Source organism: Roseobacter sp., from assembly GCF_039970775.1.
In the GTDB taxonomy this organism is placed as follows: Bacteria; Pseudomonadota; Alphaproteobacteria; order Rhodobacterales; family Rhodobacteraceae; genus Roseobacter.
On sequence record NZ_JBDVLG010000034.1, the window covers coordinates 114,787 to 130,299 of the forward strand.

Here is a 15,513-nt window from a genome sequence, read left to right on the forward strand (position 1 = left end):
CGTTGACAGAGGGTTTTGGCCATATCTCACGTGATCTTTAAGGCGCAGGCGGCCCAACCGGCCAAATCTTCTGGTCTTTTCGACCGATTTTGTCGAATAAGGGTCTATGTCTGATCTCCTCCACCCTGTGCCCGTTGCCCGCCGCCGCCGTCCCACCGAAAGGGGGCGCGTGCTAAAGGGCATTGCGCTGGCCGTCGCGATGATCTGTGCCTTGCCTATGTTGGCGGTGCTGATCACCGCCCTAAGTGGGGGCACCGACACAATCGCACACCTAAGCCAGACGGTGTTGCCCCGATACGCTGGCACGACGTTGTTGCTGGTGGTGTTGGTGTCGGTGGGTACCTTCGCCTTGGGCGTGGGGGCCGCGTGGTTGGTCACCATGACCCGCTTTCCCGGCGTGCGGGTGTTCGAGGTTGCCTTGGTCTTGCCGTTGGCCTTTCCAGCGTATGTGTTGGCCTACGCCTATACCCATGTTTTGGACCACCCCGGCATCGTGCAGACCAGTCTGCGTGCGGCCACCGGGTGGGGCCCGCGAGACTATTGGTTCCCGGATGTGCGGTCTGTGGGCGGTGCTGCGGTGATGCTGATTTTGGTGCTGTACCCTTATGTCTATCTATTGGCGCGGGCGGCGTTTTTACAACAAAGCGCGACGACCTTTCTGGCCGCGCGGGCACTGGGCGCCAACGCGTGGTCTGCGTTTTTCAAGATCAGCCTACCGATGGCGCGCCCGGCCATCGCAGGGGGCGTGTTGTTGGCCGTGATGGAAACCATCGCTGATTTCGGCACGGTTGCGTATTTCGGGGTGCAAACGTTTGCGACGGGTATCTACACCAGCTGGTTTTCCCTCGCAGATCGGGGCGGTGCAGCGCAATTGGCGTTGTGCCTGTTGAGCTTTGCATTGCTGTTGGCCTTCTTGGAACGTGCGCAACGCGGAAAGGCCAAATATCACGATACCGCGCGGGGCCAGCACCGGATGAACGCGATGCCTTTGCGCGGGGCGGCGGCGGTGATGGCCGTGATGTTGTGCGCTGTGCCTGTGGTGCTGGGCGCGGTCCTGCCGGTGGTGATCTTGTTTTCCATGGGGTTGGGATCTGAGCAAGACCTGCTCAGCCCGCGCTACGTGGGGTTTGTGCAAAACTCACTGACGCTGGCCAGCATTGCGGCACTGTGCACGGTGGCCGCGGCGATCGCCGTTGGATTTTTCCAGCGGCTGCATCCGGGGCGGCTGTCCTTTGGGTCAGGGTATGTCGCGCGGTTGGGGTACGCGGTGCCCGGCGGGGTGATCGCGGTTGGGCTGTTGGTGCCCTTTGCGGCCTTTGACAATGCGCTCGACGGGTTTATGCGCGCGCAGTTTGATATCTCGACGGGGTTGCTGATTACCGGATCTATCTGGCTGTTGGTGGCGGCGTATATGGTGCGTTTTTTGGCGGCGGCACTGGGGGCCTATGAGGGCGGGCAGGCGTTGGTGCCGATGAATATGGACGCCGCAGCCCGGTCGTTGGGGCAAACGCCTATTGGCACATTGCGCCGGGTGCATTTGCCTATTCTCGCGCCTAGCTTGCTGACGGCGCTGTTGATCGTGTTTGTGGATGTGATGAAAGAACTGCCCGCAACATTGATCATGCGGCCCTTCAATTTTGATACGCTGGCGGTGCAGGCGTACCGGCTTGCCAGTGACGAACGGCTCGAAGGGGCAGCGGTGCCCAGCCTTGTGATTGTGGCAATCGGGCTGCTGCCGGTTGTTCTGATCTGTCGTCAGGTGGGTCGTCACCACAGCAAATAGGGTGGGGCTTGCGCCGCCACCCTGATATTTAAACTATGCGCCCGCTTCGATTTTATCTTGCGTCTTGGTCTCGAAATCGCTGGCGTCGTGGCGTTCGCGCAACTGGCCTTCTAGGGGGCCATGGGTGCGGTTGACCATCACACCGCGTTGCACAGCCTTCCGCGCCGAGATCTGTTTCTCCCAGCGGATGACGTTTTCATATTCATGCACGCTCAGGAATTCGCCCGCGTCATAGCTTTCGCCGCGCACAGTGCGCCCATACCATGGCCACGTCAGCATATCGGCAATCGTATAGTCACTGCCTGCCAAATATTCATGGTCGGCCAGATGCCTGTCCAACACATCAAGCTGGCGCTTGGCTTCCATCGCAAAGCGGTTGATGGGGTATTCGAACTTTTCGGGGGCGTAGGCGTAGAAATGGCCAAACCCACCGCCGAAATACGGCGCCGAGCCTTGCAACCAAAACACCCAATTCAGGCATTCGGTCCGCGCTTTCAGGTCTGTTGGCAAAAATGCACTGTCGAATTTTTCCGCCAGATACATCAAGATCGCCCCGCTTTCGAACACGCGTTGGTCTGCGGTTGTGTCAAAAAGCGCGGGGATCTTGGAGTTCGGGTTGACGTCGACAAACCCGCTTGAAAACTGGTCGCCTTCGCCGATGCGAATGAGCCAGGCATCATATTCTGCCTCTGTTATGCCCAAGGCCAGTAGCTCTTCGAGCATGATGGTGACCTTTTGCCCGTTGGGCGTGGCCAGCGAATAAAGCTGTAGCGGGTGCTTGCCCACGGGCAGCTCTTTGTCATGGGTGGCCCCTGCGATGGGCCGATTGATGCTGGCGAATGTACCGCCGCTTTCTTGCTCCCATGTCCAGACTTTGGGGGGGACGTATTCAGATGGGGTGCTCATGGCGGGCCTTTCGTTGATATCTGATGAAGTTGCACGTATGGTGGATCACCCCAAGAACAAGGGCAAGGCGCATCAGTGCAGGGGTTAATGTGCAGGAATGAGCGCAAACCCTTGGGGCCAAACAGAACAGCGTTGTGAAATGGTGCGGGCTGCGTCAATGTCATGGGGATGGTTCGACGAGACGAGGAACGCTAGGCGCATGGTTTGTAGTGACTGACCTGAGACGAGAGATCATTGGCCTTTTGCCAAGGCTCAGGCGGTTTGCCCGTAGCCTGACGGGTTCCGTCGTCGAAGCAGATGATTTGGTGCAGGACGCATGTGTGCGCGCGCTGAGCCGGGCGCACCAATGGGACCCGCACAAGCCATTGGACCGGTGGTTGTTTCGGATCACGCGCAACGTGTGGATCAACGAAATTCGCAAGCGCAAGGTGCGTCTGGGGCAGGGGCATATCCCGGCCGAAGACAGTGTGGAGCTGATCACCACCGAGACCGGCGAGGCCCGTGTGGTTGCGCGCCAGCTTGAGGGGAAGATTGCGAGCCTGCCCGATGATCTGTCGACGATTCTATTGGTGGTGTCGGTCGAAGGGTATAGCTATGCAGAGGCGGCCGAGCTTTTGGATATCCCGATTGGGACGGTCATGAGCCGCGTTTATCGTGCGCGCAAGACCTTGGCAAAGAACATCGCGGACGTCAGCGAGGTATGTCATGACACAGTTTGAGGAAAAACTCAGCGCCTTTCTGGATGATGAGTTGTCTGCGCAAGACCGCCATGACATCGAGACGGCCTTGGCCGCTGATCCGTCAGTGCAGGCCGAATTTGCGGGGCTTGTTCAGGCGAATACCCTCGCGCAGGCTGAATTCGAATCGATCGCCAATGAACCGGTGCCCTTTGCCTTGGCTAAGGCGATCGAAGATGCCCCCGAAGTTGAACCGGCAAACATGCCGCAGCCCCCGCGACAGGTCGTGGGGTGGTTTGGGGTCGCCGCGGTGGTGGTGGCGTTGGCGTTTGGCGGTTTGGGTGGATATTGGTCAGGTCTGTCGCGAGGCCAATCCGTGGCCAGCGCGCCCAACTGGTTGCAAGATATCGCAGAGTATCACGCGGTTTATGCGGGTCAAAATCGGCACCTGGTGGAGGTTCCCGCGACAGAACAAGCCCATATTCAAACTTGGCTGACGGCGACCGTGGGCGCGGCCGTTACCGTACCAGACCTCACAGAACATGGCCTGCAATTTCAGGGCGCACGCCTGTTGGTCGCAGCGGGTAAACCCGTTGCACAGTTGATGTATTTGGATGCAGACGCCCGTGTGGTGGCCCTGTGCCAAATCGGAACATCAGCCCCGCGCGACGGGTTTTCGGCCCAGACTATCGCGGGTTTTGAGATGGTGTCTTGGGGAGGTTCAGGCGCAAATTTCGTGATTGTCGGTGATCAGGGCCGCACCGATATGGAAAATATTGCGCAATCTGCGGCGATGCAAATTTGACATAGGGGGTGCGTTCGCCCCCGGATGGTCAGGATTTAGGGTTTTGGGGTTTCACGAGGGGGAGAGAGTACGCATGGTTCAACCGCATCCCTGTCTGATTTATGCTAGTGGCCGCACGCAAATGTGTAGGTGTTCTGCAATTAACCACTTTCACATTAGTGTTGCATAGGTTGATTCCCAACGGCTCGTGGCAGCACAAGGCGTGACTCGGCAACTCTTGATGGATGCATTTATGAATACTCAGATCATTTGGTCTTTTGGATTGTTTCTGGCGCTTGGCGCTTGCGCTGAAACGACGTTGCAAAATGGAGCGCCGATTCGAAACCTACCCGAGGCTGTCGTTGAGATCGCTGGGCCAAACCAAGATCTCAGCTCGGTGCGGCTCAAGGAAGACGATGGGTGCTACTGGTATTTGCATTCTGGCCCCGTCGAAGCGACACTTTTGCCGCTGCGTGATGCGTCCGGCAGGCCAATTTGCACACGTCCGCAGGCCTGACTTAACAAAGCCAGGCCCACGATGTTGTATTAGCTGGTGGCGGAAACGTGGCCATCCGCTGGGTAAAGAAAGGTCGTCGACCCCGTCGATACCTGATCATACAGCTCGTTAACGTGTGCCATAACCATGCGCACACAGCCCGAACTTGCCCGCCCACCAATTGATCTGGGGTTGGGGGTGCCGTGAATGCGCAAATATGTGTCACGGTTGCCAACAAAAAGATAAAGCGCTCGCGAGCCGAGCGGGTTGGTTGGCCCGCCGGGCACGCCATCTGCGAACTCGCCATATTTAACGGGGTCACGTTTGATCATGGCGGCGGTTGGCGTCCACTTTGGCCATTTGGCTTTGCGCCGGACCACGTAAGTGCCCGGTTCATAAAGGTTCCCACGGGCAATCGCGACGCCGTAGCGCATGGCGGTGCCATCGGTGCCAACGTGATAAAGGTACCGGGCCACGGCATCCACATGGATGTCACCGGGGTTTAGCCCGTCATTCGCCTCAACCCGTGTCGGCAACAGACGTGGGTGCAGGCCCCAGGGGTTCGACGTGGCCGGGTCGTAATTCGCCGGTGTGATGCGGGCATCCCACGCATCCCAATTGCTTTGTGCCGCTGCGGGCGACGTCAAAAGCGACGCCGGAATCGCCGTTGAAAACAGCGCGGCCGACGTGTGTAAAAAATGTCGTCTCGTTAACATAACTTGATACCCTCCAAATACTATCCACTCGCGGCGTTGTACCGGGCGAAAAGTTTCAACAGACTTTACGGCAAAAAACGCGGTTAATGCAGGGGGTTCACGCATTTGTGCGAAACAGATGTGGGCCCATAAATCTGGCGGCGCGTCGTGTGGTTGCTAAATTGACCAGTAGTGGAACAAATGTTTCCGTCTGCGCGATTCGGACCGGCACTGGTTTTTGCGGCGCGGGGCGCGACACGTTGCAACGCACCAGTGGAATCGCACAGCGGTGCGGCGTCACACCAATGGCGCAACTGTGGCGCATAAAAAACCGCCCCAAAGAGGAGCGGTTTTTTGACTGTATACACCGTGGGTTTAGCCTTGGCGGGCTTTGAACCGACGCTGTGTTTTGTTGATCACGTAAACGCGGCCTTTGCGACGCACAATCCGGCAATCACGGTGCCGGTTCTTGAGCGAGCGGAGCGAATTGCGAACCTTCATGGTCCTCTCCTTTTTCTTCTCAATCGGCGCGCTGGCCAGCGCCGGGGTTACGGGCAGTCCGGCGGGCCGGACCGATGAATGAGGTGGTGGGCGATACTGGGATCGAACCAGTGACCCCTTCGATGTCAACGAAGTGCTCTACCGCTGAGCTAATCACCCACAATACCTTAACGATTTCTTGTGCCCCGAACTAAATGGGGCGCGAAGATACGCGCCGGTAGCGGGTCTTTAAAAGGTAACGCGGATAAGATCAAGGGCTTTTGGTTTCCCGATTTTCTGCGCTATGGTGATAGACGAAGGATACGCAATGTCACAGACCGCATTCGAAGTCAGCTACCCTGAAAAACACCGATCCTGCGTTGTGTTTGCCTCGCCGCACAGTGGGCGTGATTATCCTTGGTCTTTGCTGCGGGCCAGTGTTTTAGACGAATTGGCCATCCGGTCATCAGAAGATGCGTTTGTAGACCAGTTGTTTGAATGTGCGCCACAGTTTGGCGCGACGTTTTTAAAAGCGGGCGTGCCGCGGGCTTTTGTTGACCTGAACCGCAGCAGTGATGAGCTGGACCCTGCGTTGATCGAAGGGGCGCGCCGACGGGGGCATAACCCGCGGGTGGCGTCTGGGTTGGGGGTGATTCCCCGCGTCGTGTCGAATGGTCGGGCGATTTACCGCGGCAAGATCGCGATGCTGGAGGCGAAGCGCCGGCTTGATGAATATTGGCACCCGTATCACAACATGCTGCAATCTGTGCTTGATCAGGCGGTCGAACGCCACGGTCAGGCGGTGTTGATAGATTGTCATTCGATGCCGCATGAGGCTGTGCAGGGGGTCGCGCGCACTGGTGCAAAACGGCCTGATATCGTGTTGGGGGACCGGTTTGGGGCCGCCGCCGCAGGCGAAGTGGTTGACCGGGTCGAGGCGGCATTCGTTGCGGCCGGGTTTTGCGTGGCGCGCAATGCGCCTTTTGCCGGGGCGTATATCACGCAAGCCTATGGCAGACCCACGCGGTCGCAACACGCCGTTCAGGTCGAAATCGACCGGGCTATATATATGAACGAAGACCGTGTGGAGCCTGCTGCGCATTTCGCAGATGTGCAGCGGACGTTGCGCGGGGTGGTCGCCGAAATCGCGCGGATCGGGCAAGACAGAGCCCCGCTGGCAGCCGAATAATCCTAGCGCAGCGCGCGCCCCTTAACGATGGCATCCGCCCCAAAACGCGCACGGATTTCATCGGTCGCGCGTTCGGTTTTCGTGCGTTGCGCGGCCATTGGGTCAAGCAAGTCTGCGGACCGGTCCGCATCTTTGGCGCTGATCAGATCAGACAGCCCGCAGCCCAACAACCGATAGGGCCCTTGATTGCCGACTTGGTCAAATAATCCACGGGCCGTGCGATAAATCGTGTCTGCCATTTGCGTGGCATCCCGCAGGGCGATCCGGCGCGACAGCAGCGAGTGGTCCGCGCGTTTCAGTTTGAGCGTCACGACACGGCCGGCAAGGTCCTTGGCCTTGGCGCGGTCAGATACCTTTTCGGACATGCGCCACAGGTGCCCATCCAGAAGGTTTGTGTCTGCGGTGTCGTCTTTGAACGTCGTCTCGTTTGATATCGATTTCATCGGCGTATGGGCCGATACGCGGCGGCGGTCCTGACCGCGGGCCAGATGCCACAGCCTGTCGCCCATGCCGCCAAACCGGGCGACAAGATCCGCGCGGTCCCAACGCAGCAAGTCAGAGAACGTCCGGATGCCTGCCTTGTCCAGCGCGGTTTGCGATGCGGCGCCCACCCCCCAGATCATCCGCACGGGTTTGTCGTGCAGAAACGCGGCTGTTTCGGCCTTGCCGATGACGGAAAACCCATGCGGTTTGTCCAAGTCAGACGCGACCTTGGCGAGAAATTTGTTATGGCTCAGACCAATGGAGCCGGTGAGCCCCAGTTCGTCGCGCATGCGTTTGATCAACCGGGCCAACATTGTCGCGGGGGGGTGGCCGTGCAGGCGTTGGGTGCCTGACAGATCCATAAACGCCTCGTCCAGGGATAGGGGTTCGATGTCGGGGGTCAGCTCTTCCATCATGGCGCGAATATCGCGGGATGCGGCGACATAGGCGTCCATCCGAGGGGGTAGGATCACGGCTTCCGGGCACAGTTTGAGGGCTTGAAACATCGGCATGGCCGACCGGACGCCCCGGATGCGCGCCACATAGCAAGCGGTAGAGACCACGCCGCGACGCCCGCCCCCGATGATCAGAGGTTTGCCTTCGAGGCTGGGGTCGTCGCGTTTTTCGACGGACGCGTAAAAGGCGTCACAATCCATATGAGCGATGCTCAGGGTGTTCAGTTCGTCATGCGCCACCACGCGTGGGCTTGCGCAGGCCGGGCATCGGCGGCCTGTTTCAAATTCGGTCAGGCAATCGCGACAAAGGGCGGGCATGTGCGGGGACTTTGGTTATCATTGCGCCATGTCGTTATCTTATGTCACCGCACCCGAAATGAACATGGATTTTCAAGGCGCCAAACTGGCGGTGTTGGTCGGGCCATATGTGATTGCGCTGCTGCGCGATTCCCGGCGTGATATTGTGCACCCTGATCTGTGGGATCTGCCGGGCGGGGGCCGCGAAAGCGGCGAGGGCCCATTGCAATGCGCATTGCGCGAAACCCACGAGGAACTGGGCCTGCGCATATCGCCGAGTGAGGTCATTTGGGGCCGTCGGTTTTGCGTGGCGGGGCGGGCGAATTGGTTCTTTGCCGCGCCTGTGGGGCCCGATGTGTTGCCACAGATCGTCATGGGTGACGAGGGGCGAGGCTGGGCCGCGATGAGCCACGCACTGTTTATGCGCCACCCCAAGGCCATCCCGCATTTCGCGGACAGGCTTGCTCTTTGTCTGGCAGAGTTGGGTGGGAGAGATGAAAAGCCCCCCGCAGTTTTAGGCGGGGGGAGGTGACGAACCTCAGGAAGACACGGTTCGTCGGGGAGTATTACCTTGCGTCAAGTCTACCACCTATGCGCGAATTGACCTAATCGGGATTGGCCAATTCGCGGTACATCTTGTGCTCTGTGGTGCGAATAACACAGTTTATAGGCATGTATTGGCTTACCTGAGAGGCGGCGCGTTTGTGGGTAACTTGGAAAACCATATGTAGGTCAACGCGTTGGTTGGCTGTTTTATGATGTTGCCAGTTCGCCCAGAATGGCCTGCGCGGCTGCCTTAGGATTAGGCGATTGCCAGACGGGCCGCCCAACAACGATGTAGTCTGCGCCATCCGCAACGGCCTGCGCGGGCGTCGCGACGCGCTTTTGGTCGCCAAGTGCCGCACCTGCGGGGCGCACGCCGGGCGTCACGATCAGTTTGCCGTGCGCTGAGGGCAAGGCGCGGATCAGGCTGGCCTCGTTGGGGGATGCAATCACACCGTCCGCGCCCGCGCCGAATGCAGCAGCGGCCCGTGCGCCAACAAGGTCGGGCACTTCGCCCGCGCGGATTTGGCAGGCATCGAGGTCGTCGCGGTCCAGCGAGGTCAGGATAGTCACGGCGAGGATTTTCATATCGGAGTTGCGCGCGCCCTCTTTGGCGGCAGCGACCACATGGGGGTCACCATGTACGGTCAGAAAGTCGAGATCAAACTGGGCCAAACCGCGCACCGCCGCTTCGACGGTGGCGCCGATGTCAAAGAGCTTCATGTCTAGGAAGATACGTTTGCCGTGCTCTTGTTTGAGCTCATTGGCCAGCGCAAGGCCGCCACCTGTCAGCATCCCCAGCCCAATTTTGTAAAAACTGACCGTATCCTCAAGTGTTGTCGCCAGTTCTGCACCCGCGATTGCATTTGGGACATCGAGTGCCACGATTAACCTGTCATCCGCCATAATGTACTCCTTTTGACGGTCTCATTAGGGGGTCGTGTCGGTGCTGTCCATAATTGCGGGTGCGCAAAAAAGACGGCCCGGACACTGCGATACACAGCAGGTCCAGGCCGAGGTGTTTCGTGCCGTCTTGGGTGCGGTGCTGCGTGACCGCACCTGGGGTGGTCGACGGGTCCGAAGATTTCTCACACCCAAGACCTGCCGTTCTACCTGGCAAGTAGAGATGTGAGGCCAGGCAGAACGGCGATGCGTGGCAGAACATGCCAACCGTTTACGCTTGGACAAGACCAACCGGACATTGGGACGGAACCGACCCGGTGGCCTTGTCTGAACTGAACTTATGCGGCGGCGCCCAAAGATGAACGGGGAAAGCTTGAGGGGCTTTCCCACCTTTGTGAGATTTGATTCAGATCAGGGAAACCCGGTGGCGATATACCTAGGGTCACTTTTGGGGCGTGGCCCTCTTGAAGGGGTCCGCGTTTCGTACCAGATTATAGGCAAGGTTCCGACCGCTGTCGTGCCGCCAAGCTGGGCGCAGCATTTTGGGACGCTTTATAAAAGGAGAGAACCATGGACTTGACCAAGTTCACGGAGCGGTCACGCGGGTTTATACAGGCCGCGCAGACCATTGCGACACGCGACAGCCATCAACGACTGGGCCCGGAGCATGTTCTGAAGGCGTTAATGGATGACGACCAAGGGTTTGCGAGCAATTTGATTTCGGCGGCTGGTGGCACGCCTGCGCGTGTGTTGGAAGCTGTGGATCTGGCCTTGTCGAAGATGCCCAAGGTCAGTGGCGACGCGGCGCAGATTTATCTGGATAACACCACGCAAAAAGTGCTGGCCGAGGCGCAGACCATCGCCAAGAAGGCGGGCGATAGTTTCGTGCCCGTTGAACGTATCTTGATGGCGCTTTGCATGGTGAAATCGGCCGCGAAAACCGCGCTGGATCAGGGCGGGGTGACGGCGCAAGCGCTGAACACCGCTGTCAATGATGTGCGCAAGGGCCGGACGGCTGATTCTGCCAGTGCCGAAAATGGCTATGATGCGTTGAAAAAATACGCCTTAGATCTGACGGAACGCGCCGAGGCGGGTAAGATTGACCCGATCATTGGCCGTGACGAGGAAATTCGCCGTGCGATGCAGGTGCTAAGCCGTCGGACTAAAAATAACCCGGTGTTGATTGGTGAGCCGGGCGTCGGCAAGACGGCGATCGCCGAGGGGTTGGCCTTGCGGATCGTCAATGGCGATGTGCCTGAAAGCCTGCGCAACAAGAAACTGTTGTCGCTTGATATGGGGGCGTTGATTGCGGGTGCGAAATTCCGCGGTGAATTCGAAGAGCGCCTGAAGGCGGTGTTGACCGAGGTCACCGAGGCCGCGGGCGAAGTTATTTTGTTCATCGACGAGATGCACACGCTTGTGGGCGCGGGCAAGGGGGATGGCGCGATGGACGCGGCAAACCTGATCAAACCGGCGCTGGCACGGGGTGAATTGCATTGCGTTGGAGCGACCACCTTGGATGAATATCGCAAATACGTGGAAAAGGATGCGGCCTTGGCGCGGCGGTTTCAGCCCGTGATGATTCTAGAGCCGACGGTCGAAGACACGGTGTCTATTCTGCGGGGGATCAAGGACAAATACGAGGTGCATCATGGTGTGCGGATTGCGGATAGTGCGCTTGTTGCGGCGGCGACCCTAAGCCACCGGTACATCACTGACAGGTTTTTGCCCGATAAGGCGATTGATCTTGTGGATGAGGCCGCCAGCCGGTTGCGCATGGAGGTCGACAGCAAGCCCGAAGAACTAGACGCGCTGGACCGGCAGATTTTGCAGTTGCAGATCGAAGCCGAGGCGTTGCGTGTCGAAGACGACGCCGCCAGCAAGGACCGGTTGGAGACGTTGGAAAAGGATCTGTCGGAGCTACAAGAAAAGAGCGACGCGCTGACCGCCAAATGGCAGGCCGAACGGGACAAGATGGCAGGCGCGCGTGACATCAAGGCGCTGTTGGACCGGGCACGCGCCGAGTTAGAGATCGCGAAGCGTGACGGCAATTTGGCCAAGGCCGGAGAGCTGAGTTATGGTGTGATCCCCGCGCTGGAAAAACAGCTGGGGCTGGCGGAAGAACGCGGTGATGGCGATGTTTTGGTCGAAGAGGCCGTGCGCCAAGACCAGATCGCCAGTGTCGTGGAACGTTGGACGGGCATCCCTGCGGGCAGAATGTTGGAAGGTGAACGCGACAAGCTGTTGCGCATGGAAGATCAGCTGCATCAGCGGGTGATTGGTCAGGCGCCTGCGGTGCGGGCGTTGTCCAATGCGGTGCGGCGGGCGCGGGCGGGGCTGAACGATGAAAACAGGCCTTTGGGGTCGTTTCTGTTTCTGGGCCCAACCGGCGTGGGGAAAACCGAACTGACCAAGGCAGTCGCGGAATTTTTGTTTGATGATGACAACGCGATGGTGCGTGTCGACATGTCGGAGTTCATGGAAAAACACGCCGTTGCGCGTCTGATCGGTGCGCCTCCGGGGTATGTGGGTTATGACGAGGGTGGCGTTTTGACCGAAGCGGTGCGGCGCAGGCCCTATCAGGTGGTGCTGTTCGACGAGGTCGAAAAGGCGCATCCGGATGTGTTTAACGTGCTGTTGCAGGTGCTGGACGATGGGGTGTTGACCGACGGGCAGGGTCGGACGGTCGATTTCAAGCAGACGTTGATTATTCTGACGTCAAACTTGGGCGCGCAGGCTCTTAGTCAATTGCCCGATGGGGCGGATGCCTCTGGGGCCAAGCGCGATGTGATGGATGCGGTGCGTGCGCATTTCCGGCCGGAGTTCCTGAACCGGTTGGACGAGACGATCATCTTTGACCGGCTGGCGCGCGAAGATATGGACGGGATCGTCGATATACAGATGGCGCGGCTGTTGAAGCGGCTCGCGGCGCGCAAGATCACACTGGATCTGGACGATGGCGCGCGGCAGTGGCTTGCGGATGAGGGGTACGACCCGGTCTTTGGGGCGCGTCCGTTAAAACGGGTGATCCAACGCGCGTTGCAGAACCCGCTGGCCGAAATGTTGTTGGCTGGGGATGTCAAAGACGGTGATACGATTGCCGTCAAGGCGGGCAGCGAAGGTCTGATTATCGGTGACCATATCGCCGCGTCGAACCGGCCCAAACCTGACGATGCTGTGGTGCATTGACCTTGGCATTGAAATGATCGCACATGGGCCGGGTATAACAACCTGGCCTGTGTCATGACCCTTCCCCCCGATCTTGTGATTTTCGACTGCGACGGCGTTTTGGTGGATAGCGAAGCTATGACGCTGGCCATTATGCGCAATAGCTTTGCCCAGCACGGGTTGGACCTGACAACGGCCCAAGCGGATAGTCTTTTTGTCGGCGGCACCATGCGGACGGCGATGCAGACCGCCCGCAAGATGGGCGCCGTATTGCCCGACGATTGGGTCGAGCAGGTGTATGAGGAAATCTATGCCGCGTTGGCCGCCGGGGTGGAGCTTGTCCCCGGCATTGTCAGTGTTCTGGATGCGCTGGATGCTGCGGGTATTCGCTATGGTGTTGGGTCAAACGGACGGCACGAAAAGATGGAGATCACGCTCAACCGCACCGGGCTGATGGATCGGCTGCAGGGACGCGTCTTTTCGCGCCAAGATGTGGCGCACCCTAAACCCGCGCCGGATTTGTATTTGCATGTGGCTGCGCAGTTGGGCGTGCCTGCATCCCGCGCAGTGGTCGTTGAAGACAGCCCAACGGGTGCGCAGGCGGCAAAGGCGGCGGGGATGGTGTGTTTCGGTTTTACCGCAGAAACGCATCCAGACCGGATGACCCCGATTTGCGATGCTGTGTTTGACCGAATGGACGTGCTGCCCGGCCTTTTGGGGGTGTGATCGTGGGCAAAGGTTACAGGCATCTGTCACATTCGTGACCCGAAATGGTTTGGCCTGTGGGCGTTAAGGGCCTACATCTTTGGAAACATGTTTTCTGAGGAGGGTCCGATGGCCTATCGCTGGACCAATAATTTGACCCGCAACGATGTGACGCCGGAACGGTATTTCTTGAACAGACGTCAGGTGATGGCTGGCGCCGCCGCAGGCATTGGGCTGGTGGGGGCAGGGGCATCGGCCCAAGCGCAAGACGCGCTGGAACCCAATTCGTGGGAAGACATCACCGAATATAATAACTTTTACGAGTTCGGCACGGACAAGTCCGACCCAGCGTCTTATGCGGATGCGCTGACGATTGACCCGTGGAGCATCACCATCGATGGTCTGGTGGATCGTCCGGGGGACTATGATTTCAAAGACGTCATGGCCGAGATGACAGTTGAAGAACGCATCTACCGGTTCCGTTGTGTTGAGGCGTGGTCGATGGTGATCCCGTGGAACGGGTTTGAGCTGGCGGATATGTTGGCGATGGCGGGTGTGCAGGAGCAGGCCAAGTACGTGCGGTTTGAAACGCTGTACCGTCCTGACGAGATGCGCGGCCAACGCGCGGGGTGGATCGATTGGCCCTATGTTGAAGGCCTGCGTCTGGATGAGGCCCTGCACCCGTTGACGATTATGGCGACGGGCATCTACGACCGACCGATTCCAAAACAAAACGGTGCGCCGCTGCGGTTGGTTGTGCCGTGGAAATACGGGTTTAAATCGATCAAGTCGATTGTGAAGATCACCCTGACCGACGAAGAGCCAGTCAACACTTGGAAGGCGTTGCAAGCCAGCGAGTACGGGTTTTTCGCGAATGTGAACCCAGAGGTGGATCACCCGCGGTGGACGCAAGCAACCGAACGTAAGATTGGGGGCGGGCTGTTTTCGCCGCGCGTGCCGACCTTGATGTTCAATGGCTATGAAGACGAAGTCGCCAGCCTGTACGAGGGCATGGACCTGCGGACGCACTACTAGGCGTCTGGCGGGCCGGATCGTGCTGCGGTCGGGCCCGCCTTACTATCGCGTTTGGGAATTGTTCATGCGTTGCTGTGATACTCACGGCGCCGACGTGGATAGTGCGCGGCATAAAAATGCATGCGCCCTATAGTGCAGAAACTTCTCATGATTGATCAGACCAACACGTTTCTTCGCAAAATACCCGCCGCCGTTATCTATGTATTGGCGTTGTGCCCGGTGCCGTATCTGTTGTGGTTGGCTCAAACCGGGGGGTTGGGCCGTGAACCCATCAGGGGGCTAGAGCACGCGTTGGGCGAGCTTGCCTTGCAGTTTTTGGTTGCGGGGCTGTGTATCACGCCACTGCGCCGGCATGTTGGTCTGAACCTGCTCAAATTTCGCCGTGCGATCGGTGTTGTCGCCTTTACCTATGTTACGTTGCACCTGTTGGTCTGGCTGGTGTTGGACGTTGGTGTGGTTGGCCAAGTTTGGGCCGACATCCTCAAGCGCCCCTATATAACCATCGGTATGGTGTCTTTCGTCGCGCTGCTGCCCTTGGCGTTGACGTCTAACAATTGGTCGGTGCGCCGATTGGGTGCACGTTGGCGCAAATTGCACCGACTGACACATGTCGCGGTGCTTTTGGGGGGCGTGCATTATGTCATGTTGACCAAGACATGGGCTGTAGAGCCGTTCGTGTATCTTATCGCGATTCTTGGGCTGCTGGCGTTACGCCTGCCAAAACGGCGACTCGCGCAGGTCGGCTGAAAGCCGAAGCCAGCGTTTTTCAGATTATTCCCGAATCTTATTGTATGTTTTGAGTCGGCATTTTGTTTGTGTGTGAGTGTTGTTTTGCGAGTCTTTGGATTGTTTAGGGTGTTTGGTGATTTGGACCGCAAGATGTGGTGTTTTGTTGTGGTGTGGTTCCGTAGGGT

The 15,513-nt window shown here is 58.6% G+C and carries 15 protein-coding genes and 1 tRNA gene; 10 read left to right on the top strand and 6 right to left on the bottom strand.

Features of this window, described 5'->3' with window-relative positions:
- Positions 1-106: 106 nt before the first annotated feature.
- The gene (locus ABJH13_RS08490) at positions 107-1,783 is read left to right on the top strand and encodes an iron ABC transporter permease (RefSeq protein WP_348405792.1); all 1,677 of its coding nucleotides are present in this window, start codon (positions 107-109) and stop codon (positions 1,781-1,783) included.
- A gap of 33 nt (positions 1,784-1,816) precedes the next feature.
- Here the strand turns inward: ABJH13_RS08490 and yghU are convergent, their stop codons facing one another.
- Complete coding sequence (yghU, locus tag ABJH13_RS08495; protein WP_348405793.1) at positions 1,817-2,689, bottom strand: glutathione-dependent disulfide-bond oxidoreductase; 873 nt, start codon at positions 2,687-2,689, stop codon at positions 1,817-1,819.
- Between the two features lie 209 nt (positions 2,690-2,898).
- Here yghU and ABJH13_RS08500 point away from each other — a divergent pair, with 209 nt between their 5' ends.
- The 3 genes from ABJH13_RS08500 to ABJH13_RS08510 all read left to right on the top strand — a co-directional run bounded on the left by ABJH13_RS08500 (position 2,899) and on the right by ABJH13_RS08510 (position 4,667).
- Complete coding sequence (locus ABJH13_RS08500) at positions 2,899-3,408, top strand: RNA polymerase sigma factor (protein ID WP_348405794.1); 510 nt, start codon at positions 2,899-2,901, stop codon at positions 3,406-3,408.
- Positions 3,395-4,171: an anti-sigma factor gene (locus ABJH13_RS08505; RefSeq protein ID WP_348405795.1), complete on the top strand. Its 777-nt coding sequence runs from the start codon at positions 3,395-3,397 to the stop codon at positions 4,169-4,171. Before ABJH13_RS08500 ends, ABJH13_RS08505 begins: the two co-directional genes overlap by 14 nt.
- 232 nt (positions 4,172-4,403) lie before the next feature.
- The gene (locus tag ABJH13_RS08510) at positions 4,404-4,667 is read left to right on the top strand and encodes a hypothetical protein (protein ID WP_348405796.1); all 264 of its coding nucleotides are present in this window, start codon (positions 4,404-4,406) and stop codon (positions 4,665-4,667) included.
- Between the two features lie 29 nt (positions 4,668-4,696).
- Here the strand turns inward: ABJH13_RS08510 and ABJH13_RS08515 are convergent, their stop codons facing one another.
- The 3 genes from ABJH13_RS08515 to ABJH13_RS08525 all read right to left on the bottom strand — a co-directional run bounded on the left by ABJH13_RS08515 (position 4,697) and on the right by ABJH13_RS08525 (position 6,001).
- Entirely contained in the window at positions 4,697-5,362 is a 666-nt protein-coding gene (locus ABJH13_RS08515) for a L,D-transpeptidase (protein WP_348405797.1), read from the bottom strand.
- Between the two features lie 354 nt (positions 5,363-5,716).
- A complete protein-coding gene (gene ykgO / locus ABJH13_RS08520) occupies positions 5,717-5,842 on the bottom strand; it encodes a type B 50S ribosomal protein L36 (RefSeq protein ID WP_039685556.1) in 126 nt (41 codons plus the stop codon).
- A gap of 84 nt (positions 5,843-5,926) precedes the next feature.
- Positions 5,927-6,001 (bottom strand) — tRNA-Val (locus ABJH13_RS08525).
- Between the two features lie 148 nt (positions 6,002-6,149).
- On the opposite strand from ABJH13_RS08525, the gene ABJH13_RS08530 reads away from it, so the two are divergent.
- Entirely contained in the window at positions 6,150-7,010 is an 861-nt protein-coding gene (locus ABJH13_RS08530; RefSeq protein ID WP_348405798.1) for an N-formylglutamate amidohydrolase, read from the top strand.
- 2 nt (positions 7,011-7,012) lie between these two features.
- Here the strand turns inward: ABJH13_RS08530 and ABJH13_RS08535 are convergent, their stop codons facing one another.
- Positions 7,013-8,266, bottom strand: coding sequence for a DNA polymerase IV (locus ABJH13_RS08535; RefSeq protein ID WP_348405799.1), 1,254 nt, complete (start codon positions 8,264-8,266; stop codon positions 7,013-7,015).
- 28 nt (positions 8,267-8,294) lie between these two features.
- Between ABJH13_RS08535 and ABJH13_RS08540 the strand changes: the two genes are divergently transcribed.
- Positions 8,295-8,777 (top strand): NUDIX hydrolase, encoded by a 483-nt coding sequence (locus tag ABJH13_RS08540; RefSeq protein WP_348405800.1) that lies wholly within the window; start codon positions 8,295-8,297, stop codon positions 8,775-8,777.
- Between the two features lie 221 nt (positions 8,778-8,998).
- On the opposite strand, the gene pyrF is transcribed toward ABJH13_RS08540, so the two are convergent.
- Positions 8,999-9,694: an orotidine-5'-phosphate decarboxylase gene (gene pyrF / locus ABJH13_RS08545; RefSeq protein WP_348405801.1), complete on the bottom strand. Its 696-nt coding sequence runs from the start codon at positions 9,692-9,694 to the stop codon at positions 8,999-9,001.
- A gap of 567 nt (positions 9,695-10,261) precedes the next feature.
- Between pyrF and clpB the strand changes: the two genes are divergently transcribed.
- The 4 genes from clpB (at position 10,262) to msrQ (ending at position 15,346) form a co-directional block, all read left to right on the top strand.
- A complete protein-coding gene (gene clpB, locus ABJH13_RS08550; RefSeq protein ID WP_348405802.1) occupies positions 10,262-12,880 on the top strand; it encodes an ATP-dependent chaperone ClpB in 2,619 nt (872 codons plus the stop codon).
- Between the two features lie 54 nt (positions 12,881-12,934).
- Positions 12,935-13,585 carry an HAD family phosphatase gene (locus ABJH13_RS08555; protein WP_348405803.1) on the top strand — a complete coding sequence of 217 codons (651 nt, stop codon included), beginning with the start codon at positions 12,935-12,937 and terminating at the stop codon, positions 13,583-13,585.
- Positions 13,586-13,693: 108 nt separating this feature from the next.
- Entirely contained in the window at positions 13,694-14,599 is a 906-nt protein-coding gene (gene msrP / locus ABJH13_RS08560) for a protein-methionine-sulfoxide reductase catalytic subunit MsrP (RefSeq protein ID WP_348405804.1), read from the top strand.
- Positions 14,600-14,746: 147 nt separating this feature from the next.
- Positions 14,747-15,346: a protein-methionine-sulfoxide reductase heme-binding subunit MsrQ gene (gene msrQ, locus ABJH13_RS08565; protein ID WP_348405805.1), complete on the top strand. Its 600-nt coding sequence runs from the start codon at positions 14,747-14,749 to the stop codon at positions 15,344-15,346.
- The last annotated feature ends 167 nt before the right edge of the window (positions 15,347-15,513 follow it).

What these genes read in the sequence shown, in the direction of transcription:
- ABJH13_RS08490 (WP_348405792.1), top strand. Translation starts at nt 107, where the DNA reads ATGTCTGATCTCCTCCACCCTGTGCCCGTTGCCCGCCGCCGCCGTCCC.
- yghU (WP_348405793.1), bottom strand. Translation starts at nt 2,689, where the DNA reads ATGAGCACCCCATCTGAATACGTCCCCCCCAAAGTCTGGACATGGGAG.
- ABJH13_RS08505 (WP_348405795.1), top strand. Translation starts at nt 3,395, where the DNA reads ATGACACAGTTTGAGGAAAAACTCAGCGCCTTTCTGGATGATGAGTTG.
- ABJH13_RS08510 (WP_348405796.1), top strand. Translation starts at nt 4,404, where the DNA reads ATGAATACTCAGATCATTTGGTCTTTTGGATTGTTTCTGGCGCTTGGC.
- ABJH13_RS08515 (WP_348405797.1), bottom strand. Translation starts at nt 5,362, where the DNA reads ATGTTAACGAGACGACATTTTTTACACACGTCGGCCGCGCTGTTTTCA.
- ykgO (WP_039685556.1), bottom strand. Translation starts at nt 5,842, where the DNA reads ATGAAGGTTCGCAATTCGCTCCGCTCGCTCAAGAACCGGCACCGTGAT.
- ABJH13_RS08530 (WP_348405798.1), top strand. Translation starts at nt 6,150, where the DNA reads ATGTCACAGACCGCATTCGAAGTCAGCTACCCTGAAAAACACCGATCC.
- ABJH13_RS08535 (WP_348405799.1), bottom strand. Translation starts at nt 8,266, where the DNA reads ATGCCCGCCCTTTGTCGCGATTGCCTGACCGAATTTGAAACAGGCCGC.
- ABJH13_RS08540 (WP_348405800.1), top strand. Translation starts at nt 8,295, where the DNA reads ATGTCGTTATCTTATGTCACCGCACCCGAAATGAACATGGATTTTCAA.
- pyrF (WP_348405801.1), bottom strand. Translation starts at nt 9,694, where the DNA reads ATGGCGGATGACAGGTTAATCGTGGCACTCGATGTCCCAAATGCAATC.
- clpB (WP_348405802.1), top strand. Translation starts at nt 10,262, where the DNA reads ATGGACTTGACCAAGTTCACGGAGCGGTCACGCGGGTTTATACAGGCC.
- ABJH13_RS08555 (WP_348405803.1), top strand. Translation starts at nt 12,935, where the DNA reads ATGACCCTTCCCCCCGATCTTGTGATTTTCGACTGCGACGGCGTTTTG.
- msrP (WP_348405804.1), top strand. Translation starts at nt 13,694, where the DNA reads ATGGCCTATCGCTGGACCAATAATTTGACCCGCAACGATGTGACGCCG.
- msrQ (WP_348405805.1), top strand. Translation starts at nt 14,747, where the DNA reads ATGATTGATCAGACCAACACGTTTCTTCGCAAAATACCCGCCGCCGTT.